We start from the raw sequence: 20,957 nt of genomic DNA on the forward strand, positions 1-20,957 counted from the left end.
GTCATCACCTGGCCCCATTATACCCGACACGCGCCCCAGAACGAACCACCCGCCCGCGCTAACTCAGGTGCCGTTTCGCCTCCTGCCTGACCCGGTGCAGGACATGCTGCTTGATAGCGCCGTATTGCGGGTGCCCGACAAGGGTTTCAATGTCACGGTCACGGCCAAACGGCAACGTAATTTCCTCAACGATCTTGCCCGGCCGCGCCGACATAACCAGAATGCGGTCGGCGAGAAACAGCGCTTCTTCCACATCATGGGTCACAAACAGCAGCGTGGTACGGGTTTCCAGCCATGCTTCGCGCAACAGCTCCTGCATCATCAGCCGCGTTTGTGCGTCCAGTGCGCCGAACGGCTCATCCAGCAGCAGCACATCCGGGCCGGGCAACCAGGCGCGCGCCAGCGCCACCCGCTGTTTCATACCGCCAGAAAGCTGCCATGGTGCATGGTGTTCAAACCCTTTGAGCCCAACGCGCGCCAGCCACTCCAGCGCCCGGGCGTTCACCTCCGCTTTGTGATGTTTTCCCAACCGCGGGCCAAAGGTGACGTTATCCAGCACCGATAACCACGGAAACAGGTTCGGCTGCTGGAAAATCATCCCCCGCGAGGGGCCGGGTTGTTGCACCGTCTGACCGCCCGCCAGCACCTGGCCGCTGTCTGGCTTTGTAAACCCCGCCACCAGGTTAAGGATGGTGGATTTTCCGCAGCCGGATGGCCCAAGCAGCACGACAAATTCCCCTGGCGACAACGCCAGCGAAATATCTTCCAGCACCGTAAACGGCTGTGGTTTGGCGGCAAACGTCAGGGAGACATTTTCCAGTGCGATATGTGCCGTCATCACTCTTTCCCCGCCCAGGGCGCTAACCACCGTTGCAGCCCCAGCAGTAATAAATCCAGTAAATAGCCAATGCCGCCCAGCAGCAAAATGCCGAGCATCACAATGTCGGTGCGCAGATAAGAGCTGGCGTTGATCACCATCCACCCCAGGCCAGAACTGGCCGCCACCATTTCGGCCGCAATCAGCGAGGTCCAGCCGATGCCAATCGACAGACGTACGGTGGTAAACAGTTCCGGTAGCGCATCCGGCAGTACCACACGCAGGAAAATCTGACTCCTGGATGCGCCGAGGGTTTGCGCTACGCGGATACGCGCCCGGCCGATGCGCTCTACCGCCGCGCTGGCGCCGACCACTACGCTTAAGAAGGTGGCGATAAAGATGAGGAAAAATTTCGAGGCTTCACCAATCCCCAGCCATACCACCGCCAGCGGGATCAGGGCGATTTTCGGCAGCGGCCGCAGAAACTGCACGAAGGGGTTAAGCACAGCGGACAGACCGTCGGATAACCCCATCAACAGCCCTAACGGAATACCAATCGCAATGGCGACGGCAAAGGCGCTCAACGCACGCGCCAGACTTACGACAATATGCTGCCACAGCGGCACCTGCCGGTAACCGTCCGCCAGCAGCTCTTCCGCCGTGAGGCCAATGTCGGTCAATGATGGTAATAGCAATGGATCGACCCACTGCCGGGTCGCCGCCACTTGCCAGAGCACAAAGAAAACCGCCACCGACAGCACGCTGATAGCGATATGTTGACTCAATTTCATTGCGCGGTAGCCGCCGCATCACGAATATAACGGGAGTCGATCGCCGCATCCCAGTTGGCCGGGATATCGCGCTTACGCAGTTCACCGATCCCGGCAAGGAAATCGGAGGTCTTGCTCAACGCCTTACCGATACCGCTGTCGGAGGTGTGCGTGCCGTTACCCAGCCACGCTGCCGTCCCTTGTTCGCTCAGCGACGGGTATTCCAGCCCGCCAAGGGTGTTAGCGGCAGTGGTCACTGGCGCCCCCACCTCTTTCGCGACAATCGCAGCGGCACGTTCGGGATCTTTCTTGAACTCATCCACTTTCTGCTGATGTACACGCAGGAACGCCGTCACCGCGTCCGGGTACTGCTCCGCGAAGGCTTTACGCACCACGTAGTTGTTGTAAATCAGGTAGCCCTCTTTTTGCAGATCTTTGGTGGCAAACACCTGATGACCGCCAGAAGATTCCAGTTCCTGAGCGAACGGTGCCCAAACGTAACCGGCATCAATATCACCGCGTTTCCATGCCGCCACCATCTCTGCCGGGCGCAGCGGCAACAGCGTTATTTTACTGCGGTCGAGTTTGTTAACGCTTATCGCCGCTTCCAGCGCATATTGCGCAGTGGAGTTTGGCGGGTAAGCCACGCGTTTACCTTCGATATCACGGATAGTGTTGATGCCATCTTTGCCAATTAAACGTTCATAACTGGCAATCACCCCCGATACACCGATAATTTCCACCGGCAGTTTTCGCACAATACCCGCAGTCGCCGGGCTGGAGCCGAAATTGGCAATATCGATAGCGTTACTGGCGAAATAACTTAACGCATCGGCACCAGAGGCAAATTGCACCCATTTCACCGGACTGTGTAAGGCTTTATCCAGCGAGCCGTCGGCCTTTGCCAGCATTAATACCTGTGAACCGCCGCTATACGCGATGCGGACTTCCGTCGGCGTGGCGGCGAAGCTGGCGTTGGCCCATAAGCTACCCGCTGCCAATAATAAGCAGAGACTTTTTTTCATTTTATTCAACCTTTAAAAAACGACGTTATTAGCGCTGAATCACTATATCCACTGGGGGCTCTTTTATTTATTCCAATTATTGCTTTGGGTATGCGGAAAATAAGAATGACGATATTCAAGCCATATTTCCGCGCAGCGCTGCGCCAGTAATTGCGCCGGATCGTGGGCCAGAGAAAGAAACGGTGCGGCTACCGCATGCAGTGCAAGCGGCACCTCGGTGCAAGCCAGTAGCAATTGATCAGCGCCGCGCGCCAGTAGCGCCTGCGCCTGTAAGCTCAGCAACTCGCCGCCTTCACGCAACGCACCGCGCTTCACCGCATAACAACCGGGCACAAACCATTGCTGCAACTCGTCTGCGGTGGGCAGCAACACCTCAATGCCCTTTTGCGCCAGCGCACGCTGGTACCAACCCGCATCCAGCGTGCCTTGTGTGGCTATCAGCCCTACCCGCTGCGGTTTTTGCGGCAGCGCCACCAGTCCTTCAAGAGTGGCATCAACAATATGCAGCAACGGCGCCGCGCTGGCGCGGCTGAGTTCATCAAACCAGTGATGCGCCGTATTACAGGGGATCACAATATGGCTGGCACCAGCCTGATTAAGCGTTTTGATGCCGAGCAGCAATTGCGGTAACGGCGATGGCCCCAGCCCGGCGAGGGCTTTTTGCCTGTCGGCAACCTGCGGCACATTCCAGACTACCGATGGCAGTTGCTGCTGATCGCTGTCGGCGGGAGTGGCATCCAGCAATTTATGCTGGAAATCCAGCGTGGCAAGCGGCCCCATGCCGCCCAACACGCCGAGCAAAAAGGGCTTAGCCATGGCGGGCGTGCGCCTCCAGCACCTGGCGATAACCAAATAATCCGGCCGAGCCGCCTGTGTGAATAAACACCACGTTTTCGTCACGGCTAAAGTGACCTTTACGGATCAAATCAATAAGCCCGGCCGCGCCTTTTCCGGAGTAGACCGGATCAAGCAAAATACCTTCATGACGGGCAAACAGCGTCAGCGCTTCCAGCATGCTTTCTGTCGGCAGACCGTAGCCATCGCCAACGTAATCACTGTTAGCCACCACCGCTTCGCGCGGTAGCTCCCCCTTCACGCCAAGCAGCTCGCGGGTGCGCGATGCCAGCGCCCAGACGTTCTCTTCCTGCTTCGCTTTCGGCGCGCGAACGCTGATGCCCAGTACCGGCACCTGGCTATTGGTGGCGCTGAACCCGGCCACCAGCCCGGCTTGTGTACCGGTGCTGCCGGTCGCGTGCACCACGCTATCAATGCGCAAACGTAACTGGGAGGACTGGAACAGCAGTTCTTCAGCACAGGCAACGTAGCCCAGCGCACCGATCGGGTTGGAACCGCCACCGGGAATGACGTACGGGTTGTGCCCCTGCTCGCGCAACTGTTGCGCCAGCTCTTCCATGGACTGCTGCATGTCCGTACCGCCCGGCAGATGCGCGACAATCTCGCCGCCGAGCAAGTCGTCCAGCAGGATGTTGCCGGAACGCTGATACTCTTCGCCAAAATCCGTCACCCGCTTTTCCAGCAGCACTTTGGTCGGTAACCCGAGTTTCGCCGCCCCGGCGATAGTCTGGCGCACATGGTTTGATTGCGTCGCCCCCTGGGTAATGATGACGTCGGCGTTTGACGCCAGCGCATCCGCCAGTAAGAACTCCAGTTTGCGGGTTTTATTGCCGCCGGTCGCAAGACCCGTGGCGTCGTCGCGTTTGATCCATAATTTGGGGCCACCCAGTAACGCGCTTAAATTATTCAGCGGTTCCAACGGCGTTGGAAAATGACCTAATGTCAGGCGGGGAAAACGAGCCAGATGCATAATCGCTCCTTGCAAAACAGAGATATGCCGAAGCGAAAAGGCTTCGGTTTTTATTCGGTGAATAAGAGATGGGTATTCACTATATACATCTGGCTGCGCAGGCTAACGATAAATACTAAATATCGATTTGCAGAAAATAACTAACCATAAAAAAACCCCTTCACAGGAAGGGGTTCGGGAATATTACTGCGCGACTTTCTTTTTCGCCGCACGTTTTGCTTTGGTGGCGGCGGCGATTTTTTGCGTCTTCGCCGACGGTTTTTTGGCTTTTTTCGGTTTGCCTTTCCCCGGCTCGCCACGGAAGGCGCTGTCCGGCTCAAAGTTCACCTTTTTGCCCATCTGGCGGCGCGGCGGTTTTTTCCCGGCGACTTTTTTACCTGCCGGGCCTTTCTTGCTGCGCTCACGCTCGGTTTTACCGACATTACGCGGACCGCGTTCGCTGGAGATCAGCGAGAAGTCGATCTTACGCTCGTCCATATTGACCGCTTCGACTTTCACCTGCACGCGGTCACCCAAACGGTAAGTCTGCCCGCCGGATTCGCCAATCAGACGCTGGCCAATCTGGTCAAAGCGGTAGTAGTCATTATCCAGCGAAGAGACATGCACCAGACCATCAATAAACAGATCATCCAGGCGCACAAAGAAACCAAAGCCGGTCACGCTGGCGATCACACCCGGGAAAGTGTTGCCTACTTGATCCTGCATAAAGTCGCATTTCAGCCAGTCCGACACTTCACGCGTGGCTTCATCAGCGCGGCGTTCGGTCATCGAACAGTGCTGGCCCAGTTGCAGCACCTCTTCCATGCTGTAGTGCCAGCCGCCAGTTTCGGTGCTGTTGCCCTTCAGCCCCTGCTCTTTCGCCAGCAGATATTTAATGGCGCGGTGCAGCGACAGATCCGGGTAACGGCGAATCGGCGAGGTAAAGTGTGCGTAGGATTGCAGCGCCAGCCCAAAGTGACCACGGTTTTCCGGATCGTAGATCGCCTGCTTCATGGAACGCAGCAGCATGGTTTGCAGCATCTCATGATCCGGACGATCGGCGATGGAGTCCAGCAGCTCTGCATAGTCGCGCGGCTCCGGTTTGTTGCCGCCAGGCAGCTCCAGGCCCAACTCAGCGAGCACACTACGGAACGCCGTGATCGCATCGTTAGAGGGTTTATCGTGAATACGGAACAGCGCAGGCTCGCTGGCTTTCTCCACAAAGCGTGCGGCGGAGATATTGGCGAGGATCATGCACTCTTCAATCAGTTTGTGCGCATCGTTGCGCTGGGTCTGCTCAATACGTTCGATGCGACGCTCAGCATTGAAGATAAACTTCGCTTCTTCGCTCTCAAACGAGATACCGCCACGCTCTGCACGCGCCTGGTCGAGGACTTTATACAGGTTATGCAGCTCTTCGATGTGCTTCACCAACGGCGCATACTGCTCGCGCAGATCCTGATCGCCCTGCAGGATATGCCACACTTTGGTATAGGTCAGACGCGCATGCGAGCTCATCACCGCTTCGTAGAATTTGAAGCCAGTTAAACGGCCTTTTGCTGAGATGGTCATTTCGCAGACCATGCACAAGCGATCCACCTGCGGGTTCAGGGAACACAAACCGTTAGAGAGCACTTCCGGCAGCATCGGCACCACTTGCGACGGGAAGTAGACCGACGTGCCGCGGTTGCGCGCTTCGTTATCCAGCGCGGTGCCGTGGCGCACGTAGTAACTGACATCAGCAATGGCTACCCATAAGCGCCAGCCACCGCCGCGTTTCTTCTCGCAGAACACGGCGTCATCAAAGTCGCGGGCATCTTCGCCGTCGATGGTGACCAGCGGCAGATCGCGTAAATCCACGCGACCCACTTTCGCTTCTTCCGGCACTTGCTCTTTCAGCCCGGCAATCTGTTTTTCAACTTCTGTCGGCCACAGGTAGGGGATTTCATGGGTGCGCAGCGCCATATCCACAGCCATGCCGGTTCCCATATTATCGCCAAGCACTTCGACGATTTTCCCCAGTGCTTTGGTGCGACGGGTCGGTCGCTGCGTCAGCTCCACCACCACCACAAAGCCCATGCGCGCGCCCATGATCTCTTCCGGCGGGATTAAAATATCAAAGCTCAACCGGCTGTCGTCCGGCACCACAAAACCCACGCCAGCGTCGGTAAAGTAGCGGCCAACAATCTGGCTGGTTTTCGGCACCAGAATACGCACAATGCGCGCTTCGCGACGGCCTTTGCGATCCGCGCCGAGCGGTTGCGCCAGTACCTGATCGCCGTGGATGCAGGTTTTCATCTGTTCGCTGGAGAGGTAGAGATCGTCTTTACGCCCTTCTACACGCAGGAAGCCGTAACCGTCGCGGTGGCCAATGACCACGCCTTTCAGCAGGTCCAGGCGTTCCGGTAAGGCATAGCACTGGCGGCGGGTAAAGACCAGTTGTCCGTCGCGCTCCATGGCGCGCAGACGGCGGCGTAGCGCTTCGTTTTGTTCTTCACCTTCGATGTTCAGCTCAATGGCCAGTTCGTCCCGGCTGGCGGGTTTTTCGCGTTTTGCTAAGTGATCGAGGATGAATTCGCGGCTGGGAATGGGGTTGGTGTATTTTTCAGATTCGCGTTCGAGGAAAGGATCTTGTGACATTGCGGTTCCTCCGTTGTCAGCTCTGGCGGAAATTTTCGTCATTCCACCAGCAATAATTTGTAAAGCGGTTGATTCTCTTCAACCAAATCGGCAAGCGTGTAGTTATCCAGCTCCTTGAGAAAACTTTTCACGGCTTTGGAAAGCGCCATTTTAAGGCGACAGGCGCTGGTGATATGGCAGAATTCACTGCTGCAATTGACCAGCGAAAGGGGTTCGAGGGAGCGCACAACATCACCAATACGAATATCCTGCGCCGGTTTACCCAGGCGAATCCCGCCGTTTTTCCCACGGACAGCCGCGACATAGCCTTCACGACTGAGCTGATTGATTATCTTAACCATATGATTACGGGACACACCATACGTTTCCGTTACTTCAGTAATGTTGGTCATTTGCCCTTCCGGCAGCGACGCCATGTAAATCAGGGCGCGTAAACCGTAATCGGTAAAGCTTGTTAACTGCACATCAACCTCAATAAATGGGAAAGGGTGAGATACCCACAGGTATTAACTCTATTGATGATAAACCAGCCAGCTGTCAGGCCGCTAATTTATTTGAACAGAAGGGTGAAAAAAGCGAGGAAACGGGGCGCGATCAACACGCCCCGGAACAGCATTATGCGTCGAACGGGTCACGCAGGATCATCGTTTCCGTACGATCCGGCCCGGTAGAGATAATATCGATCGGCACACCGGTAAGTTCTTCAATACGTTTGATGTAGTTCAGCGCTGCCTGTGGCAAACCGCTGCGCTCTTTCACACCAAACGTCGATTCAGACCAGCCAGGCATTGATTCATAAATCGGCTCGATACCTTCCCAGTTGTCTGCCGCCAGAGGCGTAGTGGTCACTTCGCGGCCGTCCGGCATGCGGTAACCCACGCAGATTTTCACTTCTTTCAAACCATCCAGCACGTCCAGCTTGGTCAGGCAGAAGCCAGACAGGGAGTTGATCTGTACCGCACGGCGCACCGCAACGGTATCCAGCCAGCCGGTGCGACGACGACGACCGGTGGTCGCGCCATATTCGTTACCCTGTTTGCACAGGAACTCGCCGATATCATCGAACAGTTCGGTCGGGAACGGACCCGCACCCACACGCGTAGAGTAAGCTTTGATAATACCCAGTACGTAATCAACATAACGTGGGCCAAGGCCGGAACCGGTGGCGACGCCGCCTGCGGTAGTGTTAGAAGAGGTGACGTACGGATAAGTACCGTGGTCGATATCCAGCAGCGTACCCTGTGCGCCTTCAAACATCACGAAGTCGCCGCGTTTGCGCGCCTGATCCAGCAGATCGGAAACATCGACGACCATCGCGGTCAGGATGTCGGCAATCGCCATCACATCGTCCAGCACTTTCTGGTAGTCAACTGCTTCCACTTTGTAGAAGTTCACTAACTGGAAGTTGTGATATTCCATCACTTCTTTCAGTTTATCGGCGAAAGTCGCTTTATCGAACAGGTCGCCAACGCGCAGACCGCGACGAGCAACTTTGTCTTCGTATGCTGGCCCGATACCGCGGCCAGTGGTGCCGATGGCTTTCGCTCCACGCGCTTTTTCACGCGCGACGTCCAGCGCAACGTGATAATCGAGGATTAACGGGCATGCTTCAGACAGCAGCAGACGTTCACGAACCGGGATACCACGGTCTTCCAGTTCTTTCATCTCTTTCATCAGCGCAGCTGGAGACAGCACGACACCGTTACCGATGATGCTGGTGACGTTTTCACGAAGAATGCCTGATGGAATAAGATGGAGGACGGTTTTTTCACCGTTGATTACGAGAGTATGGCCTGCGTTGTGACCGCCCTGGTAGCGCACAACATATTTAGCCCGTTCAGTCAGAAGATCGACAATCTTCCCTTTACCTTCGTCACCCCATTGGGTGCCCAGTACGACGACGTTGTTACCCATTTTTCAAAATCACCGTTTGCTTAAAAATGGATTCTACCACCGCTTTTTTTCAGATTCAGCACTTTTTCCGGGCAAAATGGCAGCAAAATGCCCTCTTTTGCTTCAGCCAATCGTTTTCCTCAACATGTAGTAGATCACCACTCCCGCAACCACAAGCCCACCGCCAAAACGACGCAAAATATGATCCGGCAGCAGGCTCAAGGAGGCAATCATGCGACGCCATGCGCGCGGATAGAACATCGGGCCAAGGCCTTCAAACACCAGTACCAGCGCCAGGGCAAGCCAGATTGTTGAATTCATTCCTGATCCTTCCAAAAAGAAAACCACCGCCTTAAGTCGGGCGGTGGTTTTTTATCATGAAAACCGCTGACGCTATCTTAGCGTGTCGCGGAACTCGGTGTCTTCATATAACGGAAGAAATCGCTGTCCGGGCTGAGCACCATCACATCCTGGTTGCTCTCGAAGCTGCTTTCATACGCGCGCAGGCTACGGATAAAGGCATAGAAGTCCGGATCCTGGCTAAAGGCATCGGCAAACAGCTTCGCCGCTTCCGCATCGCCTTCACCGCGCAGGATACGCCCCTGACGCTCAGATTCCGCCAACGTTTTGGTCACTTCGTAATCCGCAGTGGCGCGCAGTTTTTCCGCCTCTTCCTGACCTTGCGAACGGTGACGACGGGCTACCGCTTCACGCTCGGCGCGCATACGGTTGTAAATCGCCTCGGACACTTCGGTCGGCAGGTTGATCTGCTTGATACGCACATCCACCACTTCAATACCTAACGCCGCCATACTGTTCGGGTTAATGACCGGTACTTTGCCGTTCGTTTCTTCGGTGACGCGCTCAGCGGCTTTGGCAATCGCATCATCCGCCGCCGGGGTCGACACTTCATCTTCGGTGCCTGCGGAACCGGAGTTCAGCGCATCACGCACTTCCAGCGTCAAACGACCACGGGAGTCGGTCACGATGTCACGCACATCCAGACGACCGATTTCAGAACGCAGACGGTCAGAGAACTTACGTTTCAGCAGAACTTCCGCCTGGGAGACGTCACCGCCGCCGGTCGCCAGATAGTAGCGGCTGAAATCACTGATGCGCCACTTAATGTAGGAGTCGACGATCAGATCTTTCTTCTCTTTGGTGACAAAGCGATCCGCCTGGTTATCCATGGTCTGGATACGAGCATCCAGCATTTTAACCGATTCAATAAATGGCAGTTTGAAGTGCAGACCTGGCGCAAACACCAACGGTTTGTTGTCATCGTCGCGCAGGACTTTACCAAAGCGCAGTGAAATGCCACGCTCACCTTCTTTCACCACAAAAATTGAGGTGTAGAGCACTACCAGCACGATGATGATGATCGCGATAACTGACTTACGCATCGTTATTCCCCCTGACGCTGGTAGTCGTTACGCTGCGCGTTAACGCGGCGTTGGTCCATGATGTCTCCCGCAGACGTTGCGGGGGCGCTGTTCGCACTGCTGCCAGAGTTAGACGCAGGCGGCAGGCGCAGCAAGTTGTTCGCGCCACTGCTGTCACTCTTTGCCGCAGGCGCATTGCCGCCTTTCAGCATCTGGTCCAGCGGCAGCACCATCAGATTGCCGCCTTTGTCGTTAACCAGCACTTTGCGGGTATGGCTCAGCACTTTTTCCATGGTCTCGATATACAGACGCTCACGGGTAATTTCCGGCGCGGCTTTGTATTCCGGCAGCAGCTTCGCAAAGCGAGCTACTTCACCCTGTGCTTCCAGAATGGTCTGCGTTTTATAGGCGCGCGCCTCTTCGAGGATACGCTGCGCCTGACCATTAGCACGCGGCTGAACTTCGTTGGTGTACGCTTCCGCTTCACGAATATATTGCTGCTCGTTTTCACGGGCGGCGATAGCATCATCAAACGCGGCTTTCACCTCTTCCGGCGGACGAGCGGCCTGGAAGTTAACGTCCAGCAGTGTGATACCCATGTTATACGGACGAATGGTCTCTTCCAGCTCACGCTGGGTATCGCTACGAATAACGGTACGGCCTTCGGTCAAAATACGATCCATCACGTATTTACCGATCACACCGCGCAGGGCGCTGTCCGTCGCCTGACGCAGGCTGTCGTCGGCGCTGGTCACGCTGAACAGGTAACGCTCCGGATCGGTCACGCGGTATTGCACGTTCATCTCAACGCGAACCACGTTCTCATCAGAGGTGAGCATGACGCCGGACGCGGCCAGTTCACGCACGGACTCGACGTTGACGGCGGTGACATTATCAATGAAGGTCGGCTTCCAGTTCAGACCCGGCTCCACCAGGTGGCTGAACTTACCAAAGCGGGTAACCACGCCGCGTTCCGCTTCTTTGATGGTGTAGAACCCGGTAGCAGCCCAGATAATCACGGCGGCTGCGGCAACGATACCGACAACACGCCCGCCCATATTACCTCGCGGGCCAGAAGAACCTGGATTGCCGCCGCCTGAGCTCTTACCCCCGCCCAAACCACCGAGTTTTTTGCTCAGTTTGCGGAAGATATCATCCAGATCAGGTGGCCCCTGATCGCGACCGCCTTTGTTTCCATTTCCCTCAGAGTTGCCGCCTGGTTTGCTGCTTCCCCACGGGTCGCGGTCTTGTCCGTTGTTACCGGGCTGATTCCACGCCATGTATGTGCTCCATATATGTCTATCGTGCGGTGTATGCCCGAACTGGCGGGCACCCCCAAAGGGGAAAAATCTTCAGGCCTGTGCCGGTCAGACGACGTACTCTTCGAGTGCCGGTTCTTGTTTACAGAGTCGACGCCAGTCGACAATCGGCATACGCACCTGCATACCTACGCTGCCATCGTCTTCCATCCACTCTTTTTCTATTGCCTGAAGCTGATAAAACCGACTTCTCAGTCGCCCTTCCTGCGGAGGCAAACGCAGCGTGTGCTGCGCCACTTCCCCGGCAAGACGCTCCGTCAAAGCCTGGAATAACAGTGGTACGCCAACACCGGTCTGCGCAGAGAGCCAGACGCGGATTGGTTTATTCTCTTCATCCCTGTCGATACGCGGCTCGAAGTCTTCCAGCATATCGATCTTGTTCATGACCAGCAGCGTCGGGATCTCGTGCGCTTCAATCTCTTCAAGCACCGTATTCACTGCGTCAATGTTTTCCTGCACACGGGCATCGGCGGCGTCGATCACATGCATCAGCAGCGTCGCCTGACGCGTCTCCTGCAAGGTCGCTTTAAATGCCGCCACCAGGTCGTGTGGCAGATGGCGGATAAACCCTACGGTATCCGCCAGCACCGTTTCCCCGACATCCGCCACATCGATACGACGCAGCGTGGGATCCAGCGTTGCGAACAGTTGGTCTGCCGCATACACCTGCGCTTCGGTGATGTGGTTAAACAGCGTCGACTTGCCGGCGTTGGTATAACCCACCAGCGAAACCGTTGGGATATCGGCTTTCGTGCGGGAGCGACGCCCTTGTTCACGCTGCTTTTCAACCTTCTCAAGGCGCGCCAGGATCTGGGTAATACGATTACGCAACAAACGACGGTCGGTTTCGAGCTGGGTTTCACCCGGACCGCGCAAACCAATCCCGCCTTTTTGTCGTTCAAGGTGGGTCCAGCCACGCACCAGACGCGTTGCCAGGTGGCGCAACTGCGCCAGTTCAACCTGCAATTTCCCCTCGTGCGTACGAGCACGCTGGGCAAAAATATCCAAAATCAGACCGGTGCGATCGATAACACGGCACTCGCACAGTCTTTCCAGGTTACGTTCCTGGGCTGGGGTCAGCGCATGATCAAAGAGCACAACGGAAGCACCCACGGCTTTTACGGCATCCGCAATTTCAACTGCTTTACCTTCGCCAACGAAATACTTAGGGTGCGGTGCTTTACGGCTACCGGTAATCACCTGCATTGCTTCGACACCGGCGGAAGAGACCAGAGATTCAAACTCCTGGAGGTCTTCCATATCTTTGTCTTGCGAAAAATAGATGTGTACCAGTACCGCCTGCTCACCGGCTTCATAACGGTCAAACAAGCGTAAACCCTCAAAAAAGATCAGCGGGGAACGCAGATTTTCTGGCTCCCCGATGTAGATAAACAGCAAAAACCTTATTCGGTTTCTTCGCCGTCCTGCTGTGCAGAGCCCTGCGCGTTGCTACCATGATGGTAGTTACTGCTGGTACCGCCGCCGGCATTGTTGCTGTGATGAGAAACCGGACGAGATGGAACAACAGTAGAAATCGCGTGCTTATAGACCATCTGGCTGACCGTGTTTTTCAACAGGATCACGAACTGATCGAAAGACTCAATTTGCCCTTGCAGCTTAATACCATTCACCAAATAAATTGAAACTGGAACACGTTCCCGACGCAGTGCGTTCAGGAACGGATCTTGTAAAGATTGCCCCTTAGCCATTCTATCTTTTCCTTATATGCTTGTTTTGTACTTAGAACCCGAAGGCTCTGAAAACTGCGTAAAAAATTCGCGCACGATACGACTTAATTGTACACATTCACCCTGCGATAGCACGAACAACCTGTAACACGTCCTGGTAAGACTTTTCTGGCTTTTCACTCTCTAACCAGTGGACGCCATCCCAGCCGCGCAGCCATGTCATCTGTCGCTTGGCTAACTGCCTCGTGGCGCAAATACCTCGATAAACCATTTCATCGTATGAAATCTCACCTTCAAGATACGACCACATCTGGCGGTATCCCACACAACGAATGGAAGGCATCTCCGTATGCAAATCTCCGCGAGCAAAAAGCGCCCGCACTTCTGCTTCAAAACCTGAAGCCAACATCTGATGAAACCGCTGCTCAATGCGTTGATGGAGCAGTTCACGGCTCGCCGGGGCGATGGCGAACTGATGCACCTGGTAAGGCAGAGCGTCTCCCGACGTTTGCGTCAGATCTGTTAAAGTTTTACCCGAAATGAAAAAAACTTCCAGTGCCCGGGAAAGCCTTTGCGGATCATTTGGATGAATCCGCGCTGCAGCAACCGGATCGATCTCCCGCAACTGCTGGTGCAACGCTTCCCATCCACGCTCTGCCGCTTGTTTTTCAATCTCTGCTCTGACTTTTGCATCCGCGGATGGCAAGGGCGATAGCCCCTCCAGCAGCGCCTTAAAGTAGAGCATCGTACCGCCCACCAGCAGCGGAATGCGTCCTGCTTCGGTGATCGCACGCATTTCCGCCAACGCATCGCGGCGGAAATCCGCTGCGGAATACGCCTGCGCCGGGTCGAGAATATCCAACAACCGGTGTGGAGCGGCGTTTAACTCTTCCGCGTTCGGCTTTGCGGTACCGATATCCATGCCCTGATAGATAAGGGCAGAATCCACGCTTATCAACTCAACAGGCAAAACTTTACGCAACGCAATGGCTAATGCCGTTTTACCCGAGGCCGTCGGCCCCATCAGAAAAATAGCCTTAGGCAGGCCAGCCTTACTCACTTCACTCATCATTCAGGGCGTTCATCGCCGTTTGTAAATCAACAGGTTGTAATAAACCATCCGGTGGGGACTTCACCAGATGCGGACAAAGCCGTTCGACGTCGGCCAGCAGGGTAATAGCCTGCGCCACACTCCATTGCGGATGATCGCTCGCCAGATGACGAGCCAGCCACTGGGCAATATTCACCGCATCAATGCTTGTCTGCTGCGCCAGGTAGCCTATCAGTTCAGGAATCAAGATTTGTAAATTTTGTTGGCGCAAGGGTAAAGGCACGGCACGAATGGTCACGTGCTGGCCATCCGGTACAAATTCAATGCCCATTTTTTCCAACACCGGCTGTGCCTGTTTCAACGCCGCGCTCTCCTGCGCCGAAATTTTTAAACGCACCGGAATCAGCAACGGCTGCCCGCAGGCGGGCGCATTGGCAGGGGAAAGCTGAGCATGGCGTAACCAACGCTCCGCGACGGGAAGCGCCAGCAATGCCAGCAGCCCGTTACGCTCAAGCAGTGCGTAGTGCGGCGCGATCAGCGTTAAAACGCGGCCAAAACTCTGGCTGTGCCCTTCCAGCGCGGGCGCTGCGGGCTGTGGCGCTTCATTTTTGCGCTCCACGGCAGGCGTATCCAGCAACTGACGATACAGCGCGCCCTGCTGCTTTTGGTAACCCGGTTGCGCATGCGGCCAGGTGGGCGTCGTGCCCGTACTGCTGCTGTTGCGGGGAGCCGGAGCGGTGCCGGTTGGCATGCGCGGGGCATCCGGTTCACGAGCGACCAGCGGTTGAGAAAACTGGTTACGCCCTGCCGCCACTCGGTTCTCCGGCAACGCTCGTGGCGCAGGTTCGTCTGTTAGCGGCAAGGGTGCGTCGAGCTGCTGTTGCAGCACGCTGAGCACCCCCTGGTAGATAAAATCATGCACCAGTCGCGATTGATGGAAGCGCACTTCATGCTTCGCCGGGTGCACATTGACGTCCACCTGATGCGGATCGATCTCCAGGTAGAGCACGAAAGCGGGTTGCTGATCAGCGCCCAGTTTATCTTCACAGGCCTGTCGGATTGCGTGATTGATCAACCGGTCGCGCATCATTCGACTGTTCACATAGCAGTACTGGATCTCAGCAAAAGCCGTCGTGGTCTGTTTAGGATCCGCCACCCAGCCGCGCAGGGATAAATCGCCATGCTGCCACTCAATGGCCAGCGCTTGTTCAAGAAAGGCAGTGCCGCAAATCGCCCCAAGACGGCGCTCTTTTTGCCCGCCTTCAGCGACCGCGCGGTACTGACGCACCAGCTTACCGTTATGCGTGAGATTGATAGCGACATCAAAACGCGCCAGCGCAATACGACGGATAACCTCATCAATATGGTTGAATTCGGTTTTTTCCGTGCGCATAAACTTGCGGCGCGCCGGCGTGTTGTAGAACAGATCCAGCACTTCCAGCGTGGTGCCCACCGGGTGAGCAGCGGGTTTGACCGTCACTGCCATATCACGCCCTTCGGCGTAGGCCTGCCACGCTTCTTGCTGTTCCGCAGTACGGGAGGTGAGCGTTAAACGGGAAACAGAGCTGATACTGGCCAGCGCTTCGCCACGGAACCCGAGGCTAATAATGGCCTCAAGATCGTCCAGCGAGGCAATTTTACTGGTGGCGTGACGCGCCAGCGCCAGTGCCAGCTCCTCTTTGTTGATGCCGCTGCCGTTATCGCGGATACGGATAAGCTTGGCGCCGCCACGTTCAATATCAATATCGATTCGCGTAGCGCCTGCATCAAGGCTGTTTTCAACCAGCTCTTTCACCACCGACGCAGGGCGCTCTACCACTTCGCCAGCGGCGATTTGGTTCGCAAGCTGCGGCGGCAGAACCTGTATCGGCATGAAAATATCCTTAGTTAAGCAGACCGTTCGCAGGCGCCGCGGCGCTGGCTGTCTGCCCGCCTCCGCTTTGTGGCGCGGACTGCAACGGATGTGCGAGGAAATAGTTACGCAGACCGCCGTATATCGCTTCAGCGATCTGTTGTTGGTAATTGTCGCTCCCCAACAAACGCTCTTCTGCGGAATTACTGATAAAGCCCGTTTCAACCAGCACAGAAGGGATATCCGGGGAGCGCAGCACACCTAAGCTGGCGTGTTCCGGGCGACGCTTATGTAACGCGCCCACACGCTCAAGCTGGCCCAGCATACTGGTGGCGACATCATAACCGACGCGCTGGGAATGGCCGAATTGTAAATCCAGCACCGCCTGGCTCAGATAGGGGTCAGACTGGCTATTGGCCAGCACATCCCCGGCACCGCCCAACAGTTCCGATTGTTTCTCATGCTGTTCCAGCCAGCCCGCCATTTCACTGTTTGCCCGGCGGTTTGACAGTACCCATACCGAGGCACCGGTTGCATCGCGATTCGGCGCAGCGTCCGCATGGATAGAAACCAGGAAATTAGCGTTCTGCTTACGCGCCACATCGGAACGCCCCATCACCGAAATAAAATAGTCGCCGTCGCGGGTCATCACCGGTTTGAACATCGGGTCATCATTCAACAACGCACGCAATTTACGGGCGATGGAGATGGTCACGTTTTTCTCTTGTGTTCCGCCTGCGCCAATCGCACCGGGATCCTGACCACCGTGCCCGGCATCAATGGCGATAACCACTTTGTCACCGGATACAGCGCGTGTCTGCACCGCCGGGCGGGTCACCGTATTACTGCTGGTCACGCTGGTAATGCGATCGTTATCCGCTTTAAACGGATTGCGCGCAGGCGTTGAAGGCTGCGCCGGACGAGAGGTAAAAACAGACGTATCGTTACGCTGCACCACCGCTTTAGGCGGTGGTGGTGGCGGCACATCGGCATCAATCGTAAAGACCACGTTGTAACCCGCGCCGCTTTGCTGCTTCACCGCCCGGGTTTTGCCATTTTGCGTTAAATCCACCACCAGACGGATCGACTGATTATCTTTTGCCGCCCCGGCGCGGATACTTTTGACCAGATTGTTGCCGCTAAACTGCAGCGGTAAGCCCTGGATAATGCCGGTCTGTTTGATATCCAGCGCGACGCTACGCTTATCCTGCTGCGTAAACGCATATTCAGGATCGCCCATAAAGCTGAAAGTGATACGCGCCTGGCTATCGCCATTGGAGACCTGAATATCCGCCAGACTTGCCGCCCCCGCCTGCGTACAAAGCAGTAAGAACGCAGCCGCCAACCAACCTTTAACGCGAGAGATCATCACGTTATCCTTCCTGTCAACCGGCCATACGCGCCAGTAACGAATCGCCAGATGAGGATACCGCGCGAATGCGCGCCTCACGCCCCTGAGCCTGGTAATCTAAATGGATTTCGACATCCGGGTCAGGCAGTACACCCGCACCTTGTTGCGGCCACTCAACCAGGCAAATGGCATCATTGGCAAAATAATCGCGGATGCCCATAAATTCCAGCTCCTCAGGATCCGCAAGACGATACAGGTCGAAGTGATACACCGTCAGCGAGTCGAGAGTGTACGGTTCAACGAGGGTATAGGTCGGGCTTTTGACATTCCCGTGATGACCCAGGGCCTGTAAAAATCCCCGGCTGAAGGTGGTTTTACCCGCGCCGAGATCGCCATACAGATAAATCACCGTCGCACCGGCGCAAGCCTGCGCCACACGCGTGCCGAGATCCAGTGTTGCTTGCTCGTCAGGTAAAGGAATAACTCGATTAATCATCTTTTGTATCAACTACATCCGGGTTAACAACACGCCAAAGCGCCGTAAATAGATCGGTAGCCAACATACCGCGCATACCGAATTGCGCCGCCAGCCTGTCAGCCGCAGCGCCATGAGCAACACATCCCGCACAGGCCGCATCCCAGGGCGTCAATTTCTGCCCGAGTAGCGCGCCAATAATGCCTGACAAAACATCCCCCATGCCGCCGCTCGCCATACCGGCGTTACCGGCATCGACAATGGCCATTTCGCCCTCTGCGCTGGCAATGACAGTACCCGCGCCTTTCAGCACAACCACACCGGCATACCGTTTTACCAGGCGCTGCGCGGCGAGTAGGCGATCGCTTTCGATCTCCGCCACGCTGCAATTCAGCATGCGCGCAGCCTCGCCAGGGTGCGGCGTCAGTACGCGATTGTGACGTTTATCGGGATTGATTGCCAGAAGGTTCAACGCATCCGCATCCCATAGCATCGGTTTACGGAAATTCTCTACCTTTTGCAGCGCTTTTTTGCCCCACTCCTGCTGCCCAAGTCCCGGGCCGATCACTACCACATCCGCCCATTCAAGGCTCTCATCCAGCGAGGCGCTGGTCAGCTCATGAACCATCAATTCCGGGCGGGCGGTAAGCAGCGGCGCGATATTCTCGCTGCGCGTCAGCACTCGCACCAGGCCAGCGCCTGCGCGCAGTGCTGCCTCGCCAGCCATGCGAATCGCCCCGGAGGTACCGTGATCGCCGCCAATGATCAGCAGGCGGCCATGATCGCCTTTATGTGACGTCGGGCGACGCGGCGTAAACCAGCGGCAAAGCTGGCTGGCATCAAACCGGGTCAGTGCTGTCTCTTGCCCGCTTAGCCAGGATTCCAGTCCCAGCGCATGATGATGAAGCTGCCCTACGACATCCCGCGCCTTGCCTGTCAACAAGCCAGGTTTAAGGGCGATAAAGGTGATGGTGTGATGAGCCTGAATAACAGCACCCGGCGCGGCGCCCGTTTGTGCATTAAGACCGGAGGGGATGTCCAGCGCCAATACCGGAGCAGGATGGGCGTTAGCGCGGTCGATCAGTTGCGCGACATTGTCGCGCGGCGCACTGGTGAGCCCGGTGCCCAGCAGGCCATCAATAATTAAATCAACCTGTTCCGGCCAGAGAATGTCGGGCGCATGGATCACGCCGCCCGCGTTAAGCCAGGCATCCCGGGCCTGCGCGGCCTCTTCCGGTAGCGGTTTGTTGCTCTCCAGCGCCAGCAATGTCACCTGTATGCCCGCTGCGGCGGCAAGCCTGGCGACCACATAACCATCACCGCCGTTATTGCCGTGACCACAAAGCACCAACCAGCAACGCGCGTCGGGAAACTGCTCCCGTGCCACAGTAAAAGCCGCCTCGCCAGCACGTAGCATCAGCTCATAAAGCGTAATACCGAAGCTGTCCGCCGCCTCTTTTTCGGCGCGTTTAAGGTCCTCAGCAGGCCAGATGGAGTGTGGTATACTTGCTGCGATTTTCTTCATTTTTATGGTCCGTCATGTCACAGCCCCTCGATCTCAATCAGTTAGCGCAACAAATCAAACAGTGGGGCTCTGAACTGGGTTTTCAGCATGTCGGTATTACTGATACCGATCTCAGCGCCAGCGAACCGAAGCTGCAGGCGTGGCTGGATAAACAATATCATGGCGAGATGGAGTGGATGGCGCGTCACGGTATGATGCGCGCCCGTCCCCACGAGCTTCTCCCCGGCACGCTGCGCGTGATCAGCGTGCGCATGAATTACCTTCCTGCGCAGGCCGCTTTCGCCAGCACGCTGAAAAACCCAACGCTCGGCTATGTCAGCCGTTATGCGCTGGGCCGCGATTATCATAAGCTGCTGCGTAACCGGCTTAAAAAGCTCGGCGAGACTATCCAGCAGCAATGTGCTTCGCTGAATTTTAGACCTTTTGTGGATTCCGCGCCTATTCTTGAACGCCCACTGGCAGAAAAAGCCGGGCTTGGCTGGACAGGTAAGCACTCACTTATCTTAAGCCGCGATGCGGGCTCATTTTTCTTTCTGGGCGAATTGCTGATTGATTTGCCCCTGCCTGTCGATAAGCCGGTGGAAGAAGGCTGTGGGCGTTGCGTGGCTTGCATGACGATTTGCCCTACCGGCGCGATTGTCGAGCCGTATACTGTCGATGCCCGCCGCTGTATCTCTTATCTCACGATTGAGCTTGAAGGCGCTATTCCGGAAGCGTTGCGCCTCCTGATCGGCAACCGTATCTATGGTTGCGATGATTGCCAGCTCATTTGCCCATGGAATCGCTACTCGCAACTGACCAACGAGGACGATTTCAGCCCACGTAAAGCGCTGCATGCGCCCGCGTTGATCGATCTGTTCGCCTGGAACGAGGCGCATTTTCTGAAAGTGACAGAAGGGTCGGCGATTCGCCGCATTGGTCATTTACGCTGGCTGCGTAATATTGCCGTCGCCCTGGGCAATGCCCCGTGGGAAGAAGCCACTATTCAGGCGCTGGAGCAGCGTCTTGGTGAGCACCCACTTCTCGATGAACACATACAGTGGGCGATTGCGCAGCAAAAAGAGAAGCGAAACGCCTGCCGCGTTGAGGTACAGATGCCGAAACAGCAGCGGCTGGTCAGGGTGGTGGAAAAAGGTCTGCCGCGCGACGCCTGAGCCATCCACAGCTTGTGAATAAAATAAAAAACACATTGCGATTCAATGACCACAAATTCGTCAAGTGATCACATTAACAATTTGATATGTTATTTTGTTTTTATTTTACAGGCAGTTAAAAAAATATTATTCACCCTTCAAAGTAATCATTATGTTGCGAATGAAAGACTGGCCTGTGGATAAGTCTGTTTACAACACTTTCCTGAAGGAA

Annotated in this window: 18 protein-coding genes and 1 pseudogene; 1 reads left to right on the forward strand and 18 read right to left on the reverse strand. The window is 56.0% G+C overall.

Annotated elements, in window-relative coordinates:
* Window positions 1-58: 58 nt before the first annotated feature.
* From N7922_RS22315 to nnr, 18 genes and pseudogenes are all read right to left on the reverse strand, one after another.
* Window positions 59-838, reverse strand: coding sequence for an ABC transporter ATP-binding protein (locus tag N7922_RS22315; protein ID WP_263098326.1), 780 nt, complete (start codon window positions 836-838; stop codon window positions 59-61).
* Window positions 838-1,608: an ABC transporter permease gene (locus N7922_RS22320; protein ID WP_263098327.1), complete on the reverse strand. Its 771-nt coding sequence runs from the start codon at window positions 1,606-1,608 to the stop codon at window positions 838-840. Before N7922_RS22320 ends, N7922_RS22315 begins: the two co-directional genes overlap by 1 nt.
* Window positions 1,605-2,612, reverse strand: a complete 1,008-nt coding sequence (locus N7922_RS22325; RefSeq protein WP_263098328.1) for a glycine betaine ABC transporter substrate-binding protein — start codon at window positions 2,610-2,612, stop codon at window positions 1,605-1,607. Before N7922_RS22325 ends, N7922_RS22320 begins: the two co-directional genes overlap by 4 nt.
* A 63-nt stretch (window positions 2,613-2,675) precedes the next feature.
* Entirely contained in the window at window positions 2,676-3,428 is a 753-nt protein-coding gene (locus tag N7922_RS22330; protein ID WP_263098329.1) for an aspartate/glutamate racemase family protein, read from the reverse strand.
* Window positions 3,421-4,437 (reverse strand): D-cysteine desulfhydrase, encoded by a 1,017-nt coding sequence (locus N7922_RS22335; RefSeq protein ID WP_263098330.1) that lies wholly within the window; start codon window positions 4,435-4,437, stop codon window positions 3,421-3,423. Before N7922_RS22335 ends, N7922_RS22330 begins: the two co-directional genes overlap by 8 nt.
* Before the next feature lie 183 nt (window positions 4,438-4,620).
* On the reverse strand, window positions 4,621-7,056 hold the full coding sequence (gene rnr / locus N7922_RS22340; RefSeq protein WP_263098331.1) for a ribonuclease R: 2,436 nt from the start codon (window positions 7,054-7,056) through the stop codon (window positions 4,621-4,623).
* Window positions 7,057-7,094: 38 nt separating this feature from the next.
* The gene (gene nsrR, locus N7922_RS22345) at window positions 7,095-7,520 is read right to left on the reverse strand and encodes a nitric oxide-sensing transcriptional repressor NsrR (RefSeq protein ID WP_061498452.1); all 426 of its coding nucleotides are present in this window, start codon (window positions 7,518-7,520) and stop codon (window positions 7,095-7,097) included.
* Between the two features lie 151 nt (window positions 7,521-7,671).
* Entirely contained in the window at window positions 7,672-8,970 is a 1,299-nt protein-coding gene (gene purA, locus N7922_RS22350) for an adenylosuccinate synthase (protein WP_263098332.1), read from the reverse strand.
* 102 nt (window positions 8,971-9,072) lie between these two features.
* Window positions 9,073-9,270: a DUF2065 domain-containing protein gene (locus N7922_RS22355; RefSeq protein ID WP_061498457.1), complete on the reverse strand. Its 198-nt coding sequence runs from the start codon at window positions 9,268-9,270 to the stop codon at window positions 9,073-9,075.
* A gap of 77 nt (window positions 9,271-9,347) precedes the next feature.
* Window positions 9,348-10,352, reverse strand: a complete 1,005-nt coding sequence (gene hflC, locus N7922_RS22360) for a protease modulator HflC (RefSeq protein WP_061498460.1) — start codon at window positions 10,350-10,352, stop codon at window positions 9,348-9,350.
* Window positions 10,353-10,354: 2 nt separating this feature from the next.
* Window positions 10,355-11,611 carry an FtsH protease activity modulator HflK gene (gene hflK / locus N7922_RS22365; protein WP_263098333.1) on the reverse strand — a complete coding sequence of 419 codons (1,257 nt, stop codon included), beginning with the start codon at window positions 11,609-11,611 and terminating at the stop codon, window positions 10,355-10,357.
* A gap of 87 nt (window positions 11,612-11,698) precedes the next feature.
* Complete coding sequence (gene hflX / locus N7922_RS22370; RefSeq protein WP_263098334.1) at window positions 11,699-12,979, reverse strand: ribosome rescue GTPase HflX; 1,281 nt, start codon at window positions 12,977-12,979, stop codon at window positions 11,699-11,701.
* A 74-nt stretch (window positions 12,980-13,053) separates the two neighbouring features.
* Entirely contained in the window at window positions 13,054-13,359 is a 306-nt protein-coding gene (gene hfq / locus N7922_RS22375; protein ID WP_007372739.1) for an RNA chaperone Hfq, read from the reverse strand.
* 97 nt (window positions 13,360-13,456) lie between these two features.
* Window positions 13,457-14,407: a tRNA (adenosine(37)-N6)-dimethylallyltransferase MiaA gene (gene miaA / locus N7922_RS22380; protein WP_263100981.1), complete on the reverse strand. Its 951-nt coding sequence runs from the start codon at window positions 14,405-14,407 to the stop codon at window positions 13,457-13,459.
* Window positions 14,400-16,262, reverse strand: a complete 1,863-nt coding sequence (mutL, locus tag N7922_RS22385) for a DNA mismatch repair endonuclease MutL (RefSeq protein WP_263098335.1) — start codon at window positions 16,260-16,262, stop codon at window positions 14,400-14,402. Before mutL ends, miaA begins: the two co-directional genes overlap by 8 nt.
* 10 nt (window positions 16,263-16,272) lie before the next feature.
* Window positions 16,273-17,610: an N-acetylmuramoyl-L-alanine amidase AmiB gene (gene amiB / locus N7922_RS22390; RefSeq protein WP_263098336.1), complete on the reverse strand. Its 1,338-nt coding sequence runs from the start codon at window positions 17,608-17,610 to the stop codon at window positions 16,273-16,275.
* A 16-nt stretch (window positions 17,611-17,626) separates the two neighbouring features.
* The gene (gene tsaE, locus N7922_RS22395; protein WP_263098337.1) at window positions 17,627-18,088 is read right to left on the reverse strand and encodes a tRNA (adenosine(37)-N6)-threonylcarbamoyltransferase complex ATPase subunit type 1 TsaE; all 462 of its coding nucleotides are present in this window, start codon (window positions 18,086-18,088) and stop codon (window positions 17,627-17,629) included.
* A pseudogene (nnr, locus tag N7922_RS22400) lies at window positions 18,081-19,608 on the reverse strand (bifunctional ADP-dependent NAD(P)H-hydrate dehydratase/NAD(P)H-hydrate epimerase). The gene tsaE and the pseudogene nnr overlap by 8 nt, the downstream one beginning before the upstream one ends.
* Between nnr and queG the strand changes: the two are divergent.
* Window positions 19,607-20,746: a tRNA epoxyqueuosine(34) reductase QueG gene (gene queG / locus N7922_RS22405; protein ID WP_263098339.1), complete on the forward strand. Its 1,140-nt coding sequence runs from the start codon at window positions 19,607-19,609 to the stop codon at window positions 20,744-20,746. The pseudogene nnr and the gene queG sit on opposite strands and share 2 nt — an antisense overlap.
* The last annotated feature ends 211 nt before the right edge of the window (window positions 20,747-20,957 follow it).

Origin of the sequence: Kosakonia sp. ML.JS2a, assembly GCF_025642095.1 — a bacterium.
GTDB lineage: Bacteria > Pseudomonadota > Gammaproteobacteria > Enterobacterales > Enterobacteriaceae.